Source organism: Pseudomonas sp. B3(2017) (assembly GCF_002113595.1).
GTDB classification, from domain to species: domain Bacteria; phylum Pseudomonadota; class Gammaproteobacteria; order Pseudomonadales; family Pseudomonadaceae; genus Aquipseudomonas; species Aquipseudomonas ekonensis.
In genome coordinates, this window is the sequence record NZ_NEIU01000014.1 from 127,808 (window position 1) to 149,237 (window position 21,430).

Below are 21,430 nucleotides of genomic sequence, written 5' to 3' on the forward strand. Positions count from 1 at the left end.
AGGCGCCATCTCCCCGGTCAATACAATACAGTGAAGATGCGCGTTATGACTCGCAGGTCACGCTATTTTGCCGAATCGGTGCGGATCAGGTCATTCGACCAAGGACCAGTCCAGCGGCGTGCCGCGTTTGATCGGCTGGCGCGCACGGCGCCCGAGGACGTTTTCGGCGTGCTTGGGCGCCAGGCCCAGGCCGGGACGGATGGCGCGCAGGTTGGCCGCCGTGAAGGGTTCGCCGGCCGCCATGTCGGCGGTGACGTACAGCGAGCGGCGATAGACCAGCGACTTGCGCTCGGCCTCGGTGACGCCGTAATGCACCTGGCCCAGGGCCTGCCAGGCGCGCTCGGTCTCCACCACCAGGCTGGCCAGTTCGGCCGGCTCCAGCGAGAAGCTGGCGTCCACCCCGCCGGCCGAGCGGTCGAGGGTGAAATGCTTCTCCACCACCGTCGCCCCCAGCGCCACAGCGGCGACGGACACGCCGACGCCCATGGAATGGTCGGACAGCCCCACCTCGCAGCCGAACAGTTCGCGCAGATGGGGAATGGTGCGCACGTTGCTGTTGAGCGGCGTCGCCGGGTACGTGCTGGTGCACTTGAGCAGCACCAGATCCTTGCAGCCGGCCTCGCGGGCGGCGCGCACGGTCTCGTCCAGCTCGGCGAGGCTGGCCATGCCGGTGGAGATGATCAGCGGCTTGCCGGTGGCCGCCACCCGACGAATCAGCGGCAGGTCGGTGTTCTCGAAACTGGCGATCTTGTAGGCCGGCACATCTAGGCTTTCCAGGAAGTCCACCGCCGTGTCGTCGAACGGTGTCGAGAACGCGAGCATGCCCAGCTCCTTGGCCCGGGCGAAGATCGGCGCATGCCATTCCCACGGGGTGTGGGCCTTTTCGTACAGGTCGTACAGCGAGGTGCCGGCCCACAGGCTGCCGGGATCCTTGATGAAGAACTCGCCTTCGGCCAGGTCCAGCGTCATGGTCTGGGCGGTGTAGGTCTGCAGCTTCAAGGCGTGGGCGCCGGCCTTGGCCGCCGCTTCGACGATCTGCAAGGCCACGTCCAGCGACTGGTTATGGTTGCCGCTCATCTCGGCAATGATGAACGGCGGCGCGTCGGCACCGATCAGGCGGTCACCGATCTTGAAACGGCTCATGGGCGGGATTCCTTCAGGACACGGGTGAACGCACAGGCACTCTGGGTGAACCCGGCGTCGCGAAACACATTCAATGAGGCCTGGTTGGCGGGCAGCACCTGGGCGGTGACGGCGGTCAGCTGCGGCCAGTGCGCGGTGACGAACGCTTCGCCCCGCTCCAGCAGCGCCCGCCCCCAGCCGAGGCCGAAACGCCCCTCCAGCAGGTAGATCGACACTTCGGCCTCGAAACCGCGCAAATCATAGCGCAGCACGCCGACCGGCCCGTCGTCGGCCTCGGCGATCAGCAACAGACGCCGGGGATTGCTCAAGCTTGCCGTCAGCCAGTTCAGGTGCTGCGGCCATTCGATCACGCCGGACTCCAGTGACCAGCGCCGCACCGGCTCGGCATTGCGTCCGTCGAACAGCAAGTGCGCATCGTCCGTCGTCGCCGGCCGCACCTTGAGCACCGCGCCGGCCAGCGCGGCCGCGACCCGCAGGGCACCGCGCCCGTCCACCAGTGTGCGCGAACGCTCGGCCAGGCTCTGGCGCAGGTAAGGGTTGTTCACCACAAAGCCGACCGCCTGGCGCAGCTGCTCGACGCTGACTTGCTCGCGGGCGCCCATGAACACATGCGCGCCCGCCGCCGCCATCACTTCGCCGTTGGCCTGCTGGTTGTTCGACACCGCGATGCAGATCGTCGGCAGGCCCAGGGCCGCCCGCTCCCAGCTGGTGCCGCCGCCGGCGCCGATGAACAGGTCGGCCTCGGTCATGCGTCGGTGGAAGTCACTGACGAAACTGTGCAGGCGCCAGTTCGGCCGCATCTCGGCCAATGCCTGCATCTGCGCCCAGGCCGGGTTGTCGGCGCCGGCGACGAAGTCCACCTCCAGCTCGGGAAAGTCCGCCAGCGCCAGCATCGCGTGGTGGGTCTGCCGGGCCGCATCGAAGCCGCCGAAGTTCACCAGCACACGCTTGGCCACAGGCTTGATGGCGATGGGCGGGCAACTGAATTCCCCGCGCAGCATGGCGTAGCGTGGGCCGAGCAGCGTGCGGCAGTGCGCGGGCAGCAGCGGCCGGTAGTCTTCGTGCAGGCCGGAGAGGTTCTGGTTGAGCAGCAGGTCGACGCTGTAGCGGCGGGTCGCCAGGTCGTCCACCGCCGCGATCCGGTGCGCCCAGCGGCGGGCGGCGGTCTGCCAATGGTGGTCGAGGCCGTAATGGTCGGCGATGATCCAGTCGAACCCGGCCTGGCCTTCCAGCTGCGCGGCCAGCGCGTCGATGTCCGCCTGCCACGGCAGCATCGATTCGATGGCCTGGTGCGGGTCTTCGTCAGGGTAGCGCTCCGGCAGCTCGAAGGTTTCGAAACCCTCGGCCTGCAGAGCCTCCAGCCGATGGCCCGGCAACCGGCGGCAGGCGAACGCCACATGGCTGCCCTGAGCGCGCAGCACCCGGGCCAGCGGCAGGCAGCGGGCGATGTGGCCACTGCCGATGGTCGGCGAGGCGTCGGCGCGGATCAGGACTCTCATGTCAGTTCTCCGCCGGCCTTGAGCGCGGCGTAGAGGTACTCGGCCCGCATCCAGTCTTCCGGGGTGTCGATGTCCTGCACCAGGTGCCGGGGCAGGATCACCGGCAGGCTGGCCGGCGAATACAGCACCTCGCCACGCAGCCAGGCCTCACGGCGGCCCCAATAGAACTGGCCGGCATCCTGAAACGCCTCGGGCAGATCCTGCGAACGGGTGTTGCGAAACTCAGGGTACAACGCCGTCAGGGCGCCCTGCCCGTCGAGGGTCAGCGCGCGCTGCACCGGAAAGCCGAAACCGCACACGGAAAAAGCAAACGACTTGTCCGGATGACGCTCCAGCGCCTCGAACCCTTCGCGCAGATAGCGCGCCTGCAACAGCGGTGCGGTGGCGTACACGCAGCAGGCGTAATCGAACGCCGGCAGTTGCCGCAACGCGTGCTCGATCACCGCAGCGGTGCCGGTGAAGTCATCGGCCAGGCTCGCCGGGCGCAAGAACGGCACCTGCGCGCCATGGGCTTGTACGACGTCGGCGATCTCTTGATCGTCGGTGCTGACGACGACTTGGTCGAACAGCCCCGATTCGAGCGCCGTGCGGATCGAACGGACGATCATCGGCACGCCGTCGAACGGCTTGAGGTTCTTGCGCGGGATGCGCTTGCTGCCGCCCCGGGCCGGGATGATCGCCACGTTGCTCAAGGGCGTTTTTCCAGCAGGAACCAGGTGATGTCATCCACCGGGAACTGCGGGTCGCGGTGGTAGGCGAAGCCGTAGTCCAGCAGGTGCAGGTCGGCGTAGCGGTCGAGCATTTCGCCGGCGAAGTCACGCTTGAACAGCTTGCCGCTGTTGCCGCGGTAGGGCACCTCCACCGGCGCCGGGTTGTAGTACTCGGCGATCAGGATGTAGCGACGGCTCAGCCGATACAGCTGTTCGTAGGCATTCGCCAGCAATTCGGGCGCCAGATGGATCAGCACGCCCTTGCTCAGGGTCAGGTCGTAGCTGCGCTCGCAGGGGAAGTCGAACAGCGAGCCGTGCCAGATCTGCGCGATGTCCAGCGCCCTCGCCTGCTCGCAGGCGCTGGCGTTGATCTCGACGCCGAACAGCTCGCACCCCGGCAGCAACTGGCGCAATGCCTGCAGGTTGTTGCCGGCGTTGGTGCCCAGCTCCACCAGGCTGTCGATGCGCCCGGCGCGGGCCAGCGCCTTGGCGAACAGCGCCAGGTTGGCCGCCACCAGCGGCTGGCCGACGTTGCGGCCGACATACTGGTTGCCGAACTCGCCCTGCCAGAACTTTTCCTGTTCGCTCAAATCACGCATTTCAGATACCCGTCCGCCGCAGCGGCATTCATTCGGTCAGGCGGCGCAACTGCTCGACCACATGATCCTGCTGCGCTTCGGTCAGCAACGGGAACATCGGCAGGCTGATGGCCTCGGTGTAATAGCGCTCGGCCTCGGGGAAATCCCCTTCGGCGAATCCGAGCTCACGGTAATACGGCTGCAGGTGCACCGGAATGTAGTGCAGGTTCGCGCCGATCCCGGCCGCCCGCAAGCCTTCGAACACTTCTCGGTGGCTGCGGCCGATGCGCTCGGTCTGCAGGCGCACCACGTACAGGTGCCAGGCGGATTCAGCTTCGGCCTGGGCACTGGGCAACGTCAGCGGCAGGTACGCCAGCAGACGGTCGTAGCGCGCCGCCAGCTCGCGGCGGCGGGCGACGAAGGCGTCCAGCTTGCCCAGTTGCGAGAGCCCCAGGGCGGCCTGCAGATCGGTGATGCGGTAGTTGAAGCCCAGCTCCACCTGCTGGTAGTACCAGGGGCCGTGGCTGGGTTCGGTCATCTGCTGCGGGTCGCGGGTCATGCCGTGGCTGCGCAGGCGTTGCAGGCGCTCGGCCAGTTCCCGACGGTTGGTCAGCACCATGCCGCCCTCGGCGCTGGTGATGATCTTCACCGGGTGGAAGCTGAACACGGTCATGGCGGCGAACTCGCCGCAGCCGACCGGCCGCCCGGCGTAGCTCGCCCCCACCGCGTGGGAGGCGTCTTCGATCACGGTGAAGCCGTAGCGCTCGGCCAGCCCGGCGATGCGCCGCATGTCGCAGCTCTGCCCGGAGAACGCCACCGCCACCAGCACCTTGGGCAGCGTGCCGTTGCCTTCGGCCTCATCCAGCTTGGCGGCCAGCACCTCGGCGTCGAGGTTCCAGGTCAGCGGGTCGATGTCGACGAAATCGACCTCGGCGCCGCAGTAGCGCCCGCAGTTGGCCGACGCCAGAAAGGTGTTCGGCGTCGTCCACAGGCGGTCGCCCGGCCCCAGCCCCGCCGCCACGCAGGCGATGTGCAGCGCCGCCGTGGCGTTGCTCACCGCCACGGCGAAATCGGCCTGGCAACGCTCGGCCACGGCCTGCTCGAAGCGCTCAATGGTCGGCCCTTGGGTCAGCCAGTCCGAACGCAGCACCTCCACCACCGCATCGATGTCCGCCTGATCGAGGCTCTGCCGACCGTACGGGATCATGCCGAGAGCTTCGCGTGAAGGTCGGCGATCTGGCCCACCGACAGGAAGTGCGGGTTGGTGTCGGAGCGGTACTCGAAGTCCTCGCCCACCGGCCGGCCGCGCTCGCCGAGCTTGTCCACGGAGAAGTCCACGTCGACGCTGGTGAAGCGGATCGACGGCTGGATCGTGTAGTGGTCATCGAACTCCAGGGTCATCCGCGCATCGTCCAGCGGCACCATCAGCTCATGCAGCTTTTCCCCCGGACGGATGCCGACATGCTTGTGCGGCAGGTGCTCGGCCATGCCCAGGGCCAGGTCGACGATGCGGATCGACGGGATCTTCGGCACGAACACTTCGCCGCCGTGCATCCGCGCAAAGCTGTCGAGGACGAACTGCACGCCGTGGTCGAGGGTGATCCAGAAGCGGGTCATACGCTCGTCGGTGATCGGCAGCTCCCGGGCGCCCTCGGCGATCAGTTTGCTGAAGAACGGCACCACCGAGCCCCGCGAGCCGGCCACGTTGCCGTAGCGCACCACGGCGAAACGGGTCTGCTGCTCGCCGGCGATGTTGTTGGCGGCGACGAACAGCTTGTCCGACAGCAGCTTGGTCGCGCCGTACAGGTTGATCGGGCTGGCGGCCTTGTCGGTGGACAGCGCCACGACTTTCTTCACACCGTTGTCGATGGCCGCGGCGATGATGTTCTCCGCGCCGTTGACGTTGGTGCGGATGCATTCGGTGGGGTTGTACTCCGCCGCCGGCACCTGCTTGAGCGCCGCGGCGTGCACCACGTAGTCGATGCCGCGCATGGCCTGGCGCAGGCGGTCGGCGTCGCGCACGTCGCCCAGGAAGTAGCGCATGCACGGCGCGTTGAACGTCTGCTGCATTTCGTATTGCTTGAGCTCATCCCGGGAGAACACCACCACCCGCTTGGGCTGGTACTGCTCCAGCAGGCGGCGGATGAACTGGCGGCCGAACGAGCCGGTGCCGCCGGAGATGAAGATCGATTTACCGTTGAACATGTCTTGAGTCCCGTCCCCTGCGCGAAGGCTTAGGCAAGCAGTTGCGCCCAGTCCAGCGAAGCGCTTTCGTTGAGGGTGTAGCCTTTGCCGGTCAGGCTCAGGTTCGCGTTGTAGGCCTGATCCCCGGCGAAGGCCGCGGCCCATTTTTCCCGCAGCGCCTCAAGCGCTTGCGGCGCCTGCGGCAGTTGGCCCGGATGCAGCACCTGCACCGACGGCGTCCACACGGTGAGGTAGCCGGCCTGCCCGGCTTTCAGGCACAGGTCGACGTCGCTGAAACCGTCGGCGAAGGTGCTGTCGTCCAGACCGTCCAGGCCATCGAACAGCGCCTTGCGCACCATCAGGCAGACGCCCGACACCGCCGAATAGCCGTGCTCCACCGAGAGGCGGTACAGGTAACCGTCAGCGTCGTGCTTCTCGCCGATGAAGGCCGAACCGACCCCGCCGTTCAGGCCCAGGATCAGGCCGGCCTGGCTGACCTTGCCGTCGCGGTCGACCAGTTTCGGGCCGACCACGCCGACTTCCGGACGCAGCGCGTGGTTGAGCAGCGAGTCGAGCCAGTTCGGGTTGACCACCTCCGCGTCGGCGGCGAGCAGCACCAGGTACTCACCCTGGGCCTGCCGGCTGGCGGCATTGATCAGCGCCGGTTCGCTCAACGGCTGCTCGGCGCGCAGCACCTGAACCTTCGGATGCTGATAGGCGCCCAGCCAGTCGTTGACCTCGGCCGACTGCTGCGGCGTCGCGGCCACCAGGATCTCGTAATGGTGATAGCGGGTGCGCAGCAGCACGCCTTCCAGGCAGCGCTGCAGGGCGGGCAGGTCGTTGCCGGCCGGCACGATCACCGACACCAGAGGACGCTCGCTGTGGTGGTAGTCGATCTGGTAGATCCCCGGCGTCGAGGACGTGACCTTGGCCTTGTAGCCGCGGGTGCCCAGGTGACGCAGCAGGGCCAGGCGCTCGTGAGGGTTCTCCTCAAGCTTCGGCGCGCGGGCGATCAGCAGCGGCTCGTCGAGGTGGGCCAGGCTGTTGAGGCCGTCCTGTTCGAGGATGCGCAGCAGCAAGTCGAACTCCAACGCCTTGCTGAAGTCCGCCCGATAGCCGCCGACCGCGACCAGCGCCTCGCGGCGGATCAGCCAGTGGCGCGCCATCATGCCCGGCAGGCTCAGCAGCAAGTCCAGGTTGAAGCCCGGACGGAACACATCCGCCAGTGCGCCGCTGTCCTGACGCTGAATCTCGTCGGTGGACACCGCGCTGCAGCCGTCAGCGGCCATCAGTTCCAGGCTGGCGCGCAGCAGGCCGCCGGCGGTGAACTCGTCGCCCGCTTCGGCCAGCAGCACCCAGTCGCACGGCGACTGGCGGGCGCTCTGGTTGAGCTTCTCGACCAGGTTGCCCGGCGTGACGCGGACAAAGTGCAGGGTGTTCTGCGCCGTGGTGGCGGCCGGCGGCTCACCGGTGGTGAACACGACGATCCGGAACGCCTTGCACTGGCCTTCGAGCAGGCTGTCGAGGGTGACTTGCACCTTGTCGATGTCGTTGTCCAGGTCCAGCAGGAACACGCCGAACTGCGGGCCGCCGCCGTTGACCGCCAGGTGCCCGGCAATCGCTTCGCGTTGCTGCGCATCCGGCTGACGCGCGGCCAGCCACTTGAGCAGCTTGCCGGACTGCATCTTCCCGAACGTCTGACGGTGATCCTCCAGGGTCACAGCCTCCAGGCGCGCGAGCCAGTCGCGGGTCTTCTGCGCCTCTTCGTCTTCGCCCGCCTGCTCCAGCTGCGCCAGCAGGCGCTTGAGCACTTCACGGTTGAAGGCGTTGAGGTCGTGGGCCTGCCACAGACGGTCCAGCACGCTCTCGGCGGTGTCGTTGTTGCGCGCCTGCAGCAGGTGCGCCTGACGGGTCCACACGCCCTCCAGCCCGTTCAGCTGAACGCGGCCGGCCGGCATGGTGTGGAGCATGAATTCGATCTGCTCCAGGCGATCGAAGAAGGCCTGGTTGTAGAACGGCATTTCCACATACTGCAACGGTCCGAACCGACGATCCGGACGCTTGAGCGCCTGGTGCCAGGTGGATTGGAAAATCAGCTCGGCGGTCAGTGCGCGCCCCGATTGCAGGCTGTCGACCATCGCCTCGAAACTCTCCAGGGCGAAGGCCTTGCCCTGCTCGGCGTCCAGTCCCTGGATGCCGGTGGGCAACGATGCCAGGAACTCGGCGAACGCCTCGCGCTCGGCCACCGACTTGGCGTCCATGTACGTCAGCGAGTGGTACACCTCGGTGCTGTGCTCGGAGTTGCCGTAGTTGATTTCGCGCACCACGTAAGGGATCGGCAGGATCCGCGCCTTGGCGCAGGCCAGCATGTAGTACACATGGCCGATCTCCTGCCACTGGAAGCTGGTGCCGGCCGGCATCGCCGCGTGCCAGGACTTCATCAGGTCGGTGCGGGTCACCGCGTAGAACGGCGGGATGTACTGGCTCATGTAATCGATGACGCGGTCCTGGGCCCGCTCGGAGCCGTAGTCCTCGCAGACCTTCTTGTCGCGGCGGTAGTAGCTCACGTCGCCGGCCAGGGTCAGGTACATCAGGCAGTAGCCGTGGCACATGCCGTAGTCGGGATGGTCTTGCAGGAAGCCCACGGACTCGGCCAGCGAATCGTGCAGGATGAAGTCGTCGTCCGCCGCCAGCACGGTGTACGGCGTGGTCACGCGCTCCACGCCATAGGCCAGCTTGGCCTGCATGCCCCAGTAGGCGAACTGCGGCACGTGGTGATAGTCGACGGCGGAAAAGTCGCCTTCGGGCAGTTCCGGACTCGAGTCCAGCACCATGATCCTGCAAGGCAAGGCGCTGTAATACTTCACCGCCCGGCGCAGGAACGCCGGACGATTATGGGTAAACAGCACCACGGTCAACAGCTCATTGAGCACCGGCGCCTGTTCCGAACCGTACTTGCCTTGCATAACCTCTCCCCACTACCGGCGAATCGCCAAATCTACGCTTTGATGATGTTTCGATTAACGCACGCGACGCAGGTAGCCGTCCGGCGCCACGGTGATCAGCAGCTTGTTCTGCAGCTGAACGTCGATCTCGAAATCCTTGTTCTCTTCCAGGTACTTCCACACGGCGGTCTTCGGGTTGTCGCCCGGGCCCCACGGACGGTCCGGGAAGAAATCGGCCGGCATGTCTTCGACCACGGTGTCCATCACCACGCAGTAGCTGTCCACCGACACCAGCGGCGCGTACAGGCGCAGCTCTTCGAGCACGTGGTCGTGGGTGTGGTTGGAGTCCAGCACCAGGATGACCTTCTTGCCTTCGGCGGCGGCGCGCACCTTGGCGGCGATCTCAGGGTCGATGCTCGAACCTTCGATCATGGAGATGCGCTTGCTCATCGGGTGGCTCTCGATGGCTTCGCGGTTGTGCGGGCGGATGTCCAGGTCGATGCCCAGCACTTCGCCGTGGCCTTGCAGCTCCAGCAGCGAGGCGTAGTAGATGATCGAACCGCCGTGGGCGATGCCGCACTCGATGACCAGGTCCGGCTTGACCTGCCAGATGATCTCCTGCATCGCCATCATGTCTTGCGGCAGCTGGATGATCGGACGGCCCATCCACGAGAAGTGGTAGCTGTACTTGTGCTTGGCCGATTCGTTGAAGAAGTCCCGGGCCAGGCCAGTGAGCTTCTGGTCGTCGCCCTGCTGGGCGATCTGCTCGCGGCATTCGGCTTCGAAGGCTTTGTTGATGCTGTTGTCGGTCATGTTCACGATCTCGGTAGTCACTGGAACGAAGCGCTGTCAACGGCGTGATAGACGTAGCGTCCATCGGTCATCCGCTTGATCTCTTCGAGGTAATTGGAATTCATCACAAACAGGTTGGCGCCTTCGGGCAAGGCGTCCATGGCCTCCTGCGGCGAGGACACCCGCGCGCCGCTCAGGGGCAGGAAGCGCCCCTGCTTGGCCGGGTTGATGTCCACCACGCGGTCCACCGCCACGCCCGCCCGTTGCAGGAACAGCGAATAGATCACGCCCTTGGAGGACGCGCCCCAGATCGCCGAACCCTGGCCGGGCGCGGCCTGGATGATCTGCACCGCCCGTTCGAGGCTGGCGGTGAAGCCGTCCGGCAGGGCCAGGCGCGGCACCGGTTGCTCCGGGGCCAGGCGCAGCGTGGCCAGGTCGGCGACGATGTACAGGTATTGGCCGCCGAACAGGTGGCCGGCCTCGTGCACGGTGCCGAACATCCGGCGCAGGTCGTCGAGGCGGAAATAGTTGACGTGCTCGTAGAACAGGTCGAACCAGGCGCGGTGTTCGAGGATCCAGTCGAAGCACGGCACTTCGATGTAGATCTGCCCGCCCTGGTTGGCTTCGGCGATCACCGCCAGAAAGCTCACCGGATCCTGGATGTGCTCCAGCACGTGGCGCAGCACGACGGCGTCCGCCGCCAGGCCCAGGCCACGGGTGAACGGGGCCTTGATCACGTCGGCGTTGTCGCCTTCGTAGGCCGGGTCGATGCCGGTGATGCGGTAGCCCAGGCCCTTGAGCAGCTCAAGGAAGTAGCCCTTGCCGCAGCCGACCTCGATCAGTTCCCGGCCCTTGAAGTGCTTGGCGATGATGCCTTCGACGTCGTGCAGGTGCTTCTGGAACTGGCCGGAGTGGGCCTGCTCGTTCTGGTAGTCGGCGTCGTAGCTGAGCTTGTCGGCGTCGAACGCCGCGTTGAAGATCAGGCCGCTGCGCTCGTCCTGGACCAGCAGCATGTCGGCGCGGGCCGACGCCTTCGCCGACTCGGGATCGGCGAAGGTGCGGTTCTGCAGCACCGGCAGGTCGGTGGCGCGGTACAACTCATGCTTCATGGCGGTCTCCCAGTAACTGTTGCAGACGCTCGGTCACCGCCCAGAACGCCATCGGCTCGTGGGTCGGGTACGGGTAGTGGCCCAGCTTCAGGTCCAGACGGGCGCCGCGCTCGCGCAGGCGTTGCTCGACCAGCGAACGCACCGACACCGGCCGGCCGCTGGCGCAGTTGACCGCGCCGTCGAAACCGCGCCGCTGGAGGATCGCGGCGAGGTGCCCGGCGGCCGTCTCGATCGCCAGGAAATCCCGCAGTTGCTCACCCGCCGACATGTCGAACGACGGCGCCCCGGCCTCGATGGCCCGATCCAGCGCCGCCAGCAGGCTGTTGGGGTTCTGCCCTTCGCCGTGCAGGTAGAACAGCCGCGCCCATTGCAGGGTGAACGGCAGCTCTTGCTGCAGGTTGCGCAGGAACAGGTGCAGCGTGTGCTTGGCCAGGCCGTACGGGTTGGCCGGCTGCGGCGCGGTCGCTTCGCTGAGGGGCCCGCTCTGCATGCCGTACTCGAAGCAGGTGCCGGTCACCAGCACTTGCTTCACGCCCGCCTCCACCACGCTTTTGACGAAGCGGTAGTCGGCCATCAGGTTGTGTTCGAAATGGAACAGCGCGCGGTAGTTCGGCAACCCCGGCCAGGCCAGGTGCGCGAGGGCGTCGACGCCGTCGGTCAAGGCCACGGCATCCAGGTCCGGCGCGTGAATATCCGCCGCCACGAACTCGACGTCCTTGATCCACGGCATGCCTTGCGCAGTCTGCGCATTGCGCGCCACCGCCCGCACCGTGCAACCGCGGGCAAGCAGCGCCGCGACCAGGTGGCGACCGACGAAGCCGGTGGCTCCGGTGACCAGGACCTTCACAGGACTTTCATCTCCGGCACGGCGATCACGAAGCGCCCGTCCCACTGACGCACGTGCGCCAGCTGCTGGCTGACTTCGTGCAGCAGGTTCCACGGCAGCACCAGCACGTAGTCCGGTTTCTCGAGGTCGATGCGCTCAGGCGCCACGATCGGAATGCGGCTGCCCGGCAACAGCTTGCCCTGCTTGTGCGGGTTAGCGTCGGCCACCCAGGCCAGCAGGTCCGGCTTGACCCCGGCGTAGTTGAGCAGCGTGTTGCCCTTGGCGGCGGCGCCGTAGCCGACCACGCGCTTGCCGTCGGCCTTGGCCTTGAGCAGAAAGCGCAGCAGGTCGTGCTTGATGCGTTCGGCGGCGGGCGCCAGCGTCGCGTAGTAGCCGGCGGTCTTCACCCCGGCGTCGAGCTCGGCCTGCAACTGCTGCTGCACGGCCGGCTGCACGGCGCGGCGCTCGCCGTCCCGGCGCTGCACGAACACCCGCAGCGAACCGCCATGGGTGCTCAACTGGCTGACGTCGAAGACTTCCAGGCCGTTGCGCTCGCACAGGGTCTGCACGGCGGTCAGGGACAGGTAGGAATAGTGCTCGTGGTACAGCGTGTCGAACTGCGCGCCGGCCATCAGCGTCAGCAGTTGCGGGAATTCGAACGTGGCCACGCCGGTGGGCTTGAGCAACGCGGCGAAACCGCCGAGGAAATCGTTGATGTCCGGCACGTGGGCCAGCACGTTGTTGGCGGCCATCAGGTCGGCGGCCCAGCCGTCGGCCTTCAGTTGCGCGGCGGTGTCGCGGCCGAAGAACAGCTCGCGGATCTCCAGGCCCTTTTCCCGTGCCGCCTGGGCGGTGCTGCGGGTCGGCTCGACGCCCAGGCACGGGATGCCGCGACCGGCCACGTACTGCAGCAGGTAGCCGTCGTTGGCGGCCACCTCCACCACACGGCTGTCGGCGTTCAGGCCGAAGCGTTCGGCCATCTCGGCCACATAGCGCTCGGCATGGGCCAGCCAGGTGCTGGAGAACGAGCTGAAATAGGCGTACTCGGCGTCGAACAGGCTGTCGGCGCGGGTGTAGTCCTCGGTCTGCACCAGCCAGCATTGCTGGCACACGGCGACCTTCAGCGGCACCCATTGCTCGGCCTGCTCCAGGCGGTCGGCATGCACGTAGGCGTTGGACGGCGGCGAGGTGCCGAGGTCGATCAGCGGCAGGCTCAGCGGTGCGGCGCACCCACGGCAATTCATAGACGCACTCCAGCGAAGTGTTGATCGAGCGCGGGATGGCTGGAGTCCCGCGCCGACAAATTATTGACAGGCAGCGGCCAGGCGATGGCCAGCCGCGGATCGTTCACCGACAGCCCGCCCTCGTGCTCCGGCGCGTAGTCGGCGCTGTGCAGGTAAAGCAGTTCGGCGTCGTCGGTCAGGGTCTGGAAACCGTGGGCGAAGCCGGCCGGGATCAGCAGGCTGCGGCCGTCGCCGGCCTTCAGGTGTTCGGCGTGCCAATGCAGGAAGGTCTCGGAGTCCGGGCGCAGGTCCACCGCCACGTCCCACACCTCACCGCGCAGGCAGGTGATCAGCTTGGCTTCCGGCGCATTGGCGTTCTGGTAATGCAGGCCGCGCACGCTGCCCTTTTCGCGGGTGCAGGAATGGTTGATCTGACGGATGTGGAACTCGCGGCCGAACGCACTCAGGCTGCCCTCGCAGAACAGCCGGGCGAAGTGCCCGCGCTGGTCTTCGAAGCGCTTGTGGCTGACGTTGAACAGCCCGGCCAGCGGCAGGGCCTGCAAGGAGAATTCACTCACAGCGCGCCCCGGTACAGGTTCAGTTGGCCGAGGGAGACCCGGCGCATGTCATCGCCGTTCTGCCAGGCCAGGTGCCAGTCGAGGGTCTGGGTCAGGCATTGCTGCAAGGTCCAGCGCGGCTGCCAGCCCAGCACCTGACGGGCGCGGCTGCTGTCCAGCCGCAACAGGCCGGCCTCGTGCAGCTCGCTCGGCTCGATGCGCAGGCCACGGGCCTGGGGCCAACGGTTGGCGAGCAGTTCGACCACTTCGCCGACGCTGCACATGTCCGCCTCGCCCGGGCCGAAGTTCCACGCACCGGCGTACTCCGGGCCCTCTTCGTAGAGGCCGGCCGCCAGTTGCAGGTAGCCGGCCAACGGCTCCAGCGCGTGCTGCCACGGACGCACGGCCTGCGGGTAGCGCAGGGTCACCGGCTCGTCCGCCGTCCAGGCCTTGAGCACATCGGGAATCAGGCGCTCCGGGGCAAAGTCGCCGCCGCCCAGCACGTTGCCGGCGCGGGCGGTGGCCAACGCCAGGCCGTGTTCGGCGTACTTGTCCGCCGGAAAGAACGACGCCGCGTAAGACTGCGCCAACAGTTCGCAGCAGGCCTTGCTGCTGCTGTAAGGGTCATGGCCGCCGAGGGCTTCGTCCTCGCGGTACGGCCACAGCCATTCCTTATTGGCGTAGACCTTGTCGGTGGTCACCAGCACGCAGGCCCGCACGCAGCCGACCTGACGGATCGCTTCGAGCAGATTGAGGGTGCCCATGACGTTGCTGGAGTAGGTGCCCAGCGGATCGCGGTAGCCTTCGCGCACCAACGGTTGGGCCGCCAGGTGCAGGACGATCTCAGGCTCGGTGTCGGCGATGATCTCCAGCAAGGCGCCCAGGTCGCGCAGGTCGCCGCGCTGATCGTTGATGCCTTCGTGCACCCGCGCCAGTCCGAACAGGTTCGGTTCGGTCGCCGGGTCGAGGGCGAAGCCGCTGACCTGCGCGCCCAGGCTTTGCAGCCACAGGGTCAGCCAACTGCCCTTGAAACCGGTGTGACCGGTGACCAGGACCCGCTTGCCGCGCCAGAACTCCGGACTCAGGCCCATTGCTTCCATGGGGCCTCCCCGCTGTGCCACAGCGCTTCGAGGTGGTTCTTGTCGCGCAGGGTGTCCATCGGGTGCCAGAAGCCTTCGTGCTGGAACGCCTGCAACTGCTCTTCGGCGGCGAGGTCGGCCAGCGGCTCGGCCTCCCAGGACGTCTGATCGTCAGCGATGTAAGGCAGCACCTTGGGCGACAGCACGAAGAAGCCGCCGTTGATCCAGCCACCGTCGCCCCTGGGCTTTTCGGTGAAGCCCAGCACGCGGTCGCCGTCGCGCTCCAGCGCGCCGTAGCGGCCCGGCGGCTGCACCGCGGTGACGGTGGCCAGCTTGCCGTGGCTCAGGTGGAAGTCCACCAGCTCGCCGATGTTGAGGTCGGACACGCCGTCGCCGTAGGTGAAGCAGAACGCCTCTTCGCCTTCCAGGTAGCGTGCGGCACGGCGCAGGCGGCCGCCGGTCATGGTGTCTTCGCCGGTGTCCACCAGCGTCACGCGCCATGGCTCGCTGTAGTTCTGGTGCACGTCCATGCGGTTGTTGCGCATGTCGAAGGTGACGTCGGAGGTGTGCAGGAAGTAGTTGGCGAAGAAGTCCTTGATCGCGTAGCCCTTGTAGCCGAGGCAGATCACGAAGTCGTGGATCCCGTGGGCGGAATACTGCTTCATGATGTGCCAGAGAATTGGCTTGCCGCCGATCTCGATCATCGGCTTGGGCTTGAGGTGCGACTCCTCGCTGATGCGCGTACCGAGCCCACCCGCCAAAATAACTGCCTTCATCGTCTCCCCTCTCGTTCGTCACAGGGCTGCGCGCGGCGTTCTTGAGCCTGGCGGGCCTTCTGGCTAAACCTTTTTGCCGGTGCGGGCGCCGGGGCAATGGCCGCGAGCGCTCGTTTTATGGCGATTTGAGGGGGACTTGCAGGAAACGCGCCAGCTCTGCGGGCGTTGCGTCGGCGGGGACGGCGGGCATGAAAAAGGGATGGATCCGTCGCCGGGGCCATCCCTTTCGTGTGGCTGCATCAATGCATCGGTGGATCAGCCGAAAAGCGCGAACCCGTCGACAGTGGCACGCAGGTCGTAAGACTGGCCGTCGGCGGTCTGCAGGATCTCGATGTTGTCATTCCCGGCATACCAACCCTGCAGCTTGACGCCGCTGTCCGGAACACCGGCGCTGCCATCATTGACGCTGTGCAGGTACGCGTCGTCGCCGACACGGGTGACGTTCAACTGGCTGATGTTGGCAATGGTATTGAGGATCAGGGTGTCGTTGATCTCCCAGCCGGGCTGGTCCTGAATCGTCACCAGACCGGTCGTGTTGACGATGTAGGTATCATCCCCGCTGCCGCCCATCGCGACGCCGCCGCTGTTCGACTGCCCGGCAAGGTTGAGCACCAGCACGTCGTTGCCGCCGCCACCGGACAACAGGTAATGGCTGCCGGTACCGGTGAGCAGGTCAAAGCCCTCCTCACCAAAGGCACTGCCACTGCCGACCGTGATGGTGTCATTGCCATCGCCACCGTAGGCGAGGGTGCCCAAGTCATTTTTGGCGCCGACGATCACGTCGTCGCCGGCACCGCCATTGAGGATGTCAGCCTGCGCGACATCGCTGTCGAGCCCCGACTTCAGACCGCCATAGAGGTAGTCGTTGCCGTAGTCGCCGTTCAGCGTGTCGTTGCCGTCGCTGCCTTCGAAGATATCGTCGCCCATGCTGCCCGTCATGACGTCGTCGAAGTGACTGCCACGCAGCGCCTCGATGTTCAGATACATGTCGCCCTGGGCCGTGCCGTTCTGGCCCAGTTGCCACATCCCGACCGCCACACCGACATCGCTGTCCTCATAGCTGACGGTATCCATCCCCTCGCCGCCGTCGAAGACATCCTGACCGAGACCACCGTAGAACACGTCATTACCGACGCCGCCGACGATGATGTTGGCACCGTCATTGCCATAACCTGTGAAATCGGCAGTGCCGGTGTAGGTCATTTTTTCGATGAACGGATCCATCTTCATCAGCGACAGGTTGGTGTACAGCTCGTCAAAGCCATCAGTCTCGCCCTCGATGATGCTCACGCCAATGCTGTTGACCGTGTAGATGTCACCGCCTCGGCCACCTTCGAAGGTGATGCCCGCCGAATTGGCAGTGAAGTGGTCGGCCAGATCCGAACCGACGATTTTTTCCACGTTGACCAGCGTGTCGCCTTCGGCGTAGCCACCCGTTCCAAAGGCCTTGCCATCGTGAAATTCGAAGGTGACCGCATCGTTCGAACGGCTGTAGTCGGCAGCGTCGAAACCATCGGCGCCGTCCATGACCATGGCGCTCTCGCCGGCAAAGATCACATCGTTGAAATTCGAACCCTGCACGCCCTCGATACTCGAGTAGGTATCGCCGAAAGCGAAACCGGTGGCGCCCCAGATGCTGGACAACTCAATACTGAGCCCTTCAGGGCTGTCGGTGTAGCTGACAGTATCGAAGCCTTCACCGCCCACGAACTGATCGCCGCCATCGCCGCCCCACAGCACGTCATTGCCGGCACCGCCAACAATCACGTTCATCTGGGCATTGCCGTAACCCTTGAAGTCGCCCGTGCCGGTGAAAGTGAGTTTCTCCAGGAACGGATCAAGCTTCATGGTGTTGACGCTGGTGCGCAGCTCGTCATAGCCGCCCCGTTCCTCTTCAATGATCGTCACGCCTTCGCTGTCGATAATGTAGATATCGTCACCGCCAGCACCCTCCAGCGTCACCCCGGCAACCGAACTGGCCAGCGTGTCGTTGTTGGAGCTGCCGATGACTTTCTCGATATTGACCAGCGTATCGACGGATCCATCCGCCTTGGTGACCGTCGCCAGCGTTTCGCGCAGATCGACACTGACACCCGCCTGCATCAGCCCATAGTCCGCTGCATCGAACCCTTCCCCGCCATCCAGAAGATCCGAGCCGGCGCTGGCCCAAAGCCGATCGTCCGACTCCAGTCCGTAGAGTTCGTCATTGTCTTGAGTGCCGCCCATGAAATCCGCATCACTCGTTCCATTTATCACTGCCATGTGTTTCTTCCTTGCGTGGTTGTTGAATCCTGAACCGGTGGCGCAGACCTCTCTCCCAGGCCTGCCACCTGATCACCTAAACGGCGAATACGAAGCTATCGATTCGACAAAACCAAAGCTTGAGACCCACCGCGAAAAAGACCTTGCGGTGGCCGTCTGGATCTGTTCGATGGTGGCGGAGCCGGCGAACCAGTCCTTGAGCAGCACACCCTCCTGCGGCGTCTGCCCGGCCACGAACTTCGACTCGTGCAGATAGAGGTCGTCGCCGACGCGGTCAGCAAGCAAGTCCGTACTGCGGATGAACGACAGGACCACTGTGTCGCCACGGCTGGCGCCGTCATCCTGGATCGAGACCAACGCCCGGGTGTTGACGGTATAGGTGTCGTCACCTTCACCGCCGTTGGCCCAGCCGGTGCCCGTGCCGGTCAGCAGGTCATTGCCCTCGCCGCCGTCGGCCATGCCGTAGGTCACCGTGATGAGATCGTCTGAAGGGAGTGCCTCATGCACTTGGAGGAAAAGCATCCCCCTGAACCCCAAACAAAAACAGGCGACATAAAGTCGCCTGCCTCAAATGGCCGATGCCTTTCAAAAACGGCCTGAAAGGCATCGCACCCGGGTATCAGCCGAATACGCTGAACGCATCACCATTGATCGGCAGAACGTCGCCGTTGGCGGCCTTGAAGTGCTCGATGGTGTTGTGGCCGGCGAACCAGTCCTGAAGCTTCACGCCCCGATCGGCCCGGTCCCCGGTTTCATTGAGGAGCAGGTCATCGCCGATCCGCGTCAGTTGCAGCGATGCGGCCGAGTGGACGTTGTTCAGGATCAGCGTGTCGTTGGTGCTGCTTCCGTCATCCCGCAGGGTCACCAGTTTGCTGGTGTTGATGATGTAAGTGTCGTCACCCTCACCGCCGTTGGCGAAACTTCCGGACAGGAGCTGGCCCGAACTGCCGTTCTGCGACCCCAAGATCAACTTGTCGTTGCCCGCACCGCCCAGCAGCACGAAGTTGTCGCCGGTTCCGGTCAAGGTGTCGGCTCCGTCACCGCCGTCGGCGGTGCCGCTGACCACTGTGATGGTGTCATTGCCGGCCTCGCCGAAAGCCATGGTTCCGCGGTCGTCCGGAGCGCTGACGATGATGTCGTTCCCGTTGCCGCCGTACAGCATATCGGCTTGCGGCCCGCCGGCAGCGACATCAACGGCGAACGGCCCGAGCGGGCTGTACAGGCTGCCGTAGAGTGTGTCGTTGCCGTCGCCGCCATTAATCACATCATTGCCGAGGCCACCTTCAAAACCGTTGTCCCCTGCATTGCCGACCAGCGTGTCGTTGAAGCGGCTGCCGATGACACTCTCGATGTTGATCAGCACATCGCCCTCGGCATCCCCGCCCTGATTGACGCCGGTCAGCAGGTTGATGTTCACGGCCGTGGCGCTGTTGACGTACCAGGCCGAATCGTTCCCTTCCCGGCCGTCGATCACATCGGCACCCGCTCCGCCGATGAAGATGTCGTTGACGGTCGAACCCGAAAGCGTGTCGCCAAAGCGGCTGCCCTGGAACAGCTCGATCCCTGTGTAGGTATCGCCGGAGGCGTCGCCGGTGTTGTTGGCATAGTTTTTCAGATCGATGGATACGGCACTGTCAGATGACTCGTAACTGACCAGATCCATGCCGCCCATGCCGTCAAAGGCCATGGGCGCGCTCGCGCCTACGAAAATGTCACCGAAACCTGTGCCGCGCAGGCCCTCGATACCGATGTAGGTATCCCCGGCCGCGATGCCGGAATTGACGCCGGTCTTCAGATTGATGCTGACCCCTACCGGACTGTCGATGTAGCCGACGGTGTCTGTGCCTGCACCACCGATGAACTGGTCGGCACCCGCACCGCCATACAGGATGTCGTTGCCGACCCCGCCGGTGATGATGTTGTCGTCCGCATTCCCCCAACCGGTGAAAGACCCGGTGCCGGTATAGGTCAGACGTTCAACATTGGCGCTCAAGAATATCTGGCCGAAGTTGGAGCGCACCTCATCATTGCCTCCGCCAGCCTGCTCGATGACGGTGCCCCCGCTGCCGTTGAGAATGTAGACATCGTCACCAAGACCGCCCTCGAACGTCGCAGTGGCCGTATCGAGATTGAACGTGTCATTGAACGCCGTACCGATGACTTTCTCGATGTTGGCTAACGTATCGCCTTGAGCATCCCCTCCGATACCGGCCCGCCCCGGACCGGTGGCGCGGATATCGACGTTGATGGCCTCTGACGAGCCCGAGTAGTCCATCACGTCACCGGTTCCGCCACCGCCGTCGAAGGCAAATGCACGGCTGTCGGCGACGAAGATATCGTTGACGTTCGAACCGAGGATTCTTTCGATGCCGGTGTAGGTGTCCCCTGCCGCGATGCCGGAGTTGACGCCGGTCTTGAAGTTCAGCGTCACGCCGACGGCGCTGTCCGTGTAGCCGACGGTGTCCATGCCGGCTCCGCCGATGAACTGGTCGGCACCCGCGCCGCCAAACAGCATGTCGTTGCCGGCCCCGCCCGTGATGACGTTGTCGCTGGCGTTGCCGTAACCGGTGAACGCTCCGCTGCCGGTGTAGGTCAGGCGTTCGATGTTGTCCCGAAGCGACTGGATGTCGAAGCTCGTGCGCACCTCGTCGTTGCCGCCGCCGGCCAGCTCGATCACGTTGGTGAGGTTGCTCCCGTTGATGATGTACACGTCGTCGCCTGCGCCGCCCTCAAAGGTCGCGGTGCCCTTGTCGACGCTGAACGTGTCGTTGAACGCGGTGCCGATCACCTTTTCGATGTTGGTCAGCGTGTCGCCCTCGGCATCGCCTCCGATGCCGGCCCGCCCCGTTCCGCCGCCCTGGATCAGATCGACGTTGATGGCTTGCGACGAGCCCGAGTAGTCCACCACGTCACCGGTTCCGCCACCGCCGTCGAAGGCAAATGCACGGCTGTCGGCGACGAACGTATCGTTGACGTTAGATCCGAGGATTCTTTCGATGCCGGTGTAGGTGTCCCCCGCCGCGATGCCGGAGTTGACGCCGGTCTTGAAGTTCAGCGTCACGCCGACGGCGCTGTCCGTGTAACCGACGGTGTCCATGCCGGCCCCGCCGATGAACTGGTCGGCGCCCGCGCCGCCAAACAGGATGTCGTTGCCGGCCCCGCCCGTGATGACGTTGTCGCTGGCGTTGCCGTAACCGGTGAACGCTCCGCTGCCGGTGTAGGTCAGGCGTTCGATGTTGTCCCGAAGCGACTGGATGTCGAAGCTGGTGCGCACCTCGTCGTTGCCGCCGCCGGCCAACTCGATGACGTTGGTGAGGTTGCTCCCGTTGATGATGTACACGTCGTCGCCTGCGCCGCCCTCAAAGGTCGCGGTGCCCTTGTCGACGCTGAACGTGTCGTTGAACTCGGTGCCGATCACCTTTTCGATGTTGGTCAGCGTGTCGCCCTCGGCATCGCCCCCGATGCCGGCCCGCCCCGTTCCGCCGCCCTGGATCAGATCGACGTTGATGGCTTGCGACGAGCCCGAGTAGTCCACCACGTCACCGGTTCCATCACCGCCATTGATCTTGTCGGCGCCGGCGCTGCCCTTGATCATATCGTTGCCGCCCAGGGCATTGATTTCGTCGTCCCCGTCCGTACCTGTCAGCGTGTCCGCGCCGTTTGTTCCGTTGATGACTGCCATGTGTTTCTTCCTTGCCTTTTGATTGATCCGGTACTCGCCGGCGGGACGTTCCAGCCGTCCATTCC

At 65.4% G+C, this 21,430-nt stretch carries 17 protein-coding genes; all 17 read right to left on the reverse strand.

All coding sequences use genetic code 11. From position 1 onward, the window contains the following. Positions 1-90: 90 nt before the first annotated feature. A complete protein-coding gene (gene pseI, locus CAG33_RS20230) occupies positions 91-1,143 on the reverse strand; it encodes a pseudaminic acid synthase (protein ID WP_085577822.1) in 1,053 nt (350 codons plus the stop codon). Next, entirely contained in the window at positions 1,140-2,642 is a 1,503-nt protein-coding gene (gene pseG / locus CAG33_RS20235; RefSeq protein ID WP_085640292.1) for a UDP-2,4-diacetamido-2,4,6-trideoxy-beta-L-altropyranose hydrolase, read from the reverse strand. The genes pseI and pseG overlap by 4 nt, the downstream gene beginning before the upstream one ends. After that, positions 2,639-3,334, reverse strand: a complete 696-nt coding sequence (pseF, locus tag CAG33_RS20240; RefSeq protein WP_085631131.1) for a pseudaminic acid cytidylyltransferase — start codon at positions 3,332-3,334, stop codon at positions 2,639-2,641. The genes pseG and pseF overlap by 4 nt, the downstream gene beginning before the upstream one ends. Next, the gene (locus CAG33_RS20245; RefSeq protein ID WP_085577825.1) at positions 3,331-3,951 is read right to left on the reverse strand and encodes a pseudaminic acid biosynthesis-associated methylase; all 621 of its coding nucleotides are present in this window, start codon (positions 3,949-3,951) and stop codon (positions 3,331-3,333) included. Before CAG33_RS20245 ends, pseF begins: the two co-directional genes overlap by 4 nt. A gap of 28 nt (positions 3,952-3,979) precedes the next feature. Further along, positions 3,980-5,137, reverse strand: coding sequence for a UDP-4-amino-4,6-dideoxy-N-acetyl-beta-L-altrosamine transaminase (gene pseC, locus CAG33_RS20250; RefSeq protein WP_085640295.1), 1,158 nt, complete (start codon positions 5,135-5,137; stop codon positions 3,980-3,982). After that, entirely contained in the window at positions 5,134-6,135 is a 1,002-nt protein-coding gene (pseB, locus tag CAG33_RS20255) for a UDP-N-acetylglucosamine 4,6-dehydratase (inverting) (RefSeq protein ID WP_085577827.1), read from the reverse strand. The genes pseC and pseB overlap by 4 nt, the downstream gene beginning before the upstream one ends. A gap of 29 nt (positions 6,136-6,164) precedes the next feature. Next, positions 6,165-9,080 carry a TIGR00180 family glycosyltransferase gene (locus tag CAG33_RS20260; RefSeq protein WP_085577828.1) on the reverse strand — a complete coding sequence of 972 codons (2,916 nt, stop codon included), beginning with the start codon at positions 9,078-9,080 and terminating at the stop codon, positions 6,165-6,167. Between the two features lie 54 nt (positions 9,081-9,134). Next, positions 9,135-9,872: a cephalosporin hydroxylase family protein gene (locus CAG33_RS20265; protein WP_085577829.1), complete on the reverse strand. Its 738-nt coding sequence runs from the start codon at positions 9,870-9,872 to the stop codon at positions 9,135-9,137. Between the two features lie 17 nt (positions 9,873-9,889). Continuing rightward, positions 9,890-10,960, reverse strand: a complete 1,071-nt coding sequence (locus CAG33_RS20270) for a class I SAM-dependent methyltransferase (protein WP_085640298.1) — start codon at positions 10,958-10,960, stop codon at positions 9,890-9,892. After that, the gene (locus CAG33_RS20275) at positions 10,950-11,807 is read right to left on the reverse strand and encodes an NAD(P)-dependent oxidoreductase (RefSeq protein ID WP_085640301.1); all 858 of its coding nucleotides are present in this window, start codon (positions 11,805-11,807) and stop codon (positions 10,950-10,952) included. Before CAG33_RS20275 ends, CAG33_RS20270 begins: the two co-directional genes overlap by 11 nt. After that, positions 11,804-13,030, reverse strand: coding sequence for a class I SAM-dependent methyltransferase (locus CAG33_RS20280; protein ID WP_085577832.1), 1,227 nt, complete (start codon positions 13,028-13,030; stop codon positions 11,804-11,806). Before CAG33_RS20280 ends, CAG33_RS20275 begins: the two co-directional genes overlap by 4 nt. After that, a complete protein-coding gene (locus CAG33_RS20285) occupies positions 13,027-13,587 on the reverse strand; it encodes a dTDP-4-dehydrorhamnose 3,5-epimerase family protein (RefSeq protein ID WP_085577833.1) in 561 nt (186 codons plus the stop codon). Before CAG33_RS20285 ends, CAG33_RS20280 begins: the two co-directional genes overlap by 4 nt. Further along, positions 13,584-14,666 (reverse strand): CDP-glucose 4,6-dehydratase, encoded by a 1,083-nt coding sequence (gene rfbG / locus CAG33_RS20290; protein ID WP_085640304.1) that lies wholly within the window; start codon positions 14,664-14,666, stop codon positions 13,584-13,586. Before rfbG ends, CAG33_RS20285 begins: the two co-directional genes overlap by 4 nt. Further along, positions 14,648-15,421: a glucose-1-phosphate cytidylyltransferase gene (gene rfbF, locus CAG33_RS20295; RefSeq protein ID WP_085640307.1), complete on the reverse strand. Its 774-nt coding sequence runs from the start codon at positions 15,419-15,421 to the stop codon at positions 14,648-14,650. Before rfbF ends, rfbG begins: the two co-directional genes overlap by 19 nt. Before the next feature lie 255 nt (positions 15,422-15,676). Further along, complete coding sequence (locus tag CAG33_RS20300) at positions 15,677-17,683, reverse strand: calcium-binding protein (protein ID WP_085640310.1); 2,007 nt, start codon at positions 17,681-17,683, stop codon at positions 15,677-15,679. 72 nt (positions 17,684-17,755) lie between these two features. Then, positions 17,756-18,205 (reverse strand): hypothetical protein, encoded by a 450-nt coding sequence (locus CAG33_RS20305; protein ID WP_256576452.1) that lies wholly within the window; start codon positions 18,203-18,205, stop codon positions 17,756-17,758. Positions 18,206-18,302: 97 nt separating this feature from the next. Next, on the reverse strand, positions 18,303-21,365 hold the full coding sequence (locus CAG33_RS20310) for a calcium-binding protein (RefSeq protein WP_085640316.1): 3,063 nt from the start codon (positions 21,363-21,365) through the stop codon (positions 18,303-18,305). Between the last annotated feature and the right edge of the window lie 65 nt (positions 21,366-21,430).

Bases quoted from the DNA above. Each gene is read 5' to 3' on its own strand.
- CAG33_RS20260 (WP_085577828.1), bottom strand. From the start codon at position 9,080: ATGCAAGGCAAGTACGGTTCGGAACAGGCGCCGGTGCTCAATGAGCTG.
- pseG (WP_085640292.1), bottom strand. From the start codon at position 2,642: ATGAGAGTCCTGATCCGCGCCGACGCCTCGCCGACCATCGGCAGTGGC.
- CAG33_RS20305 (WP_256576452.1), bottom strand. From the start codon at position 18,205: ATGCTTTTCCTCCAAGTGCATGAGGCACTCCCTTCAGACGATCTCATC.
- pseI (WP_085577822.1), bottom strand. From the start codon at position 1,143: ATGAGCCGTTTCAAGATCGGTGACCGCCTGATCGGTGCCGACGCGCCG.
- CAG33_RS20310 (WP_085640316.1), bottom strand. From the start codon at position 21,365: ATGGCAGTCATCAACGGAACAAACGGCGCGGACACGCTGACAGGTACG.
- pseB (WP_085577827.1), bottom strand. From the start codon at position 6,135: ATGTTCAACGGTAAATCGATCTTCATCTCCGGCGGCACCGGCTCGTTC.
- pseC (WP_085640295.1), bottom strand. From the start codon at position 5,137: ATGATCCCGTACGGTCGGCAGAGCCTCGATCAGGCGGACATCGATGCG.
- CAG33_RS20265 (WP_085577829.1), bottom strand. From the start codon at position 9,872: ATGACCGACAACAGCATCAACAAAGCCTTCGAAGCCGAATGCCGCGAG.
- rfbG (WP_085640304.1), bottom strand. From the start codon at position 14,666: ATGGAAGCAATGGGCCTGAGTCCGGAGTTCTGGCGCGGCAAGCGGGTC.
- CAG33_RS20280 (WP_085577832.1), bottom strand. From the start codon at position 13,030: ATGAATTGCCGTGGGTGCGCCGCACCGCTGAGCCTGCCGCTGATCGAC.
- CAG33_RS20245 (WP_085577825.1), bottom strand. From the start codon at position 3,951: ATGCGTGATTTGAGCGAACAGGAAAAGTTCTGGCAGGGCGAGTTCGGC.
- CAG33_RS20300 (WP_085640310.1), bottom strand. From the start codon at position 17,683: ATGGCAGTGATAAATGGAACGAGTGATGCGGATTTCATGGGCGGCACT.
- CAG33_RS20270 (WP_085640298.1), bottom strand. From the start codon at position 10,960: ATGAAGCATGAGTTGTACCGCGCCACCGACCTGCCGGTGCTGCAGAAC.
- rfbF (WP_085640307.1), bottom strand. From the start codon at position 15,421: ATGAAGGCAGTTATTTTGGCGGGTGGGCTCGGTACGCGCATCAGCGAG.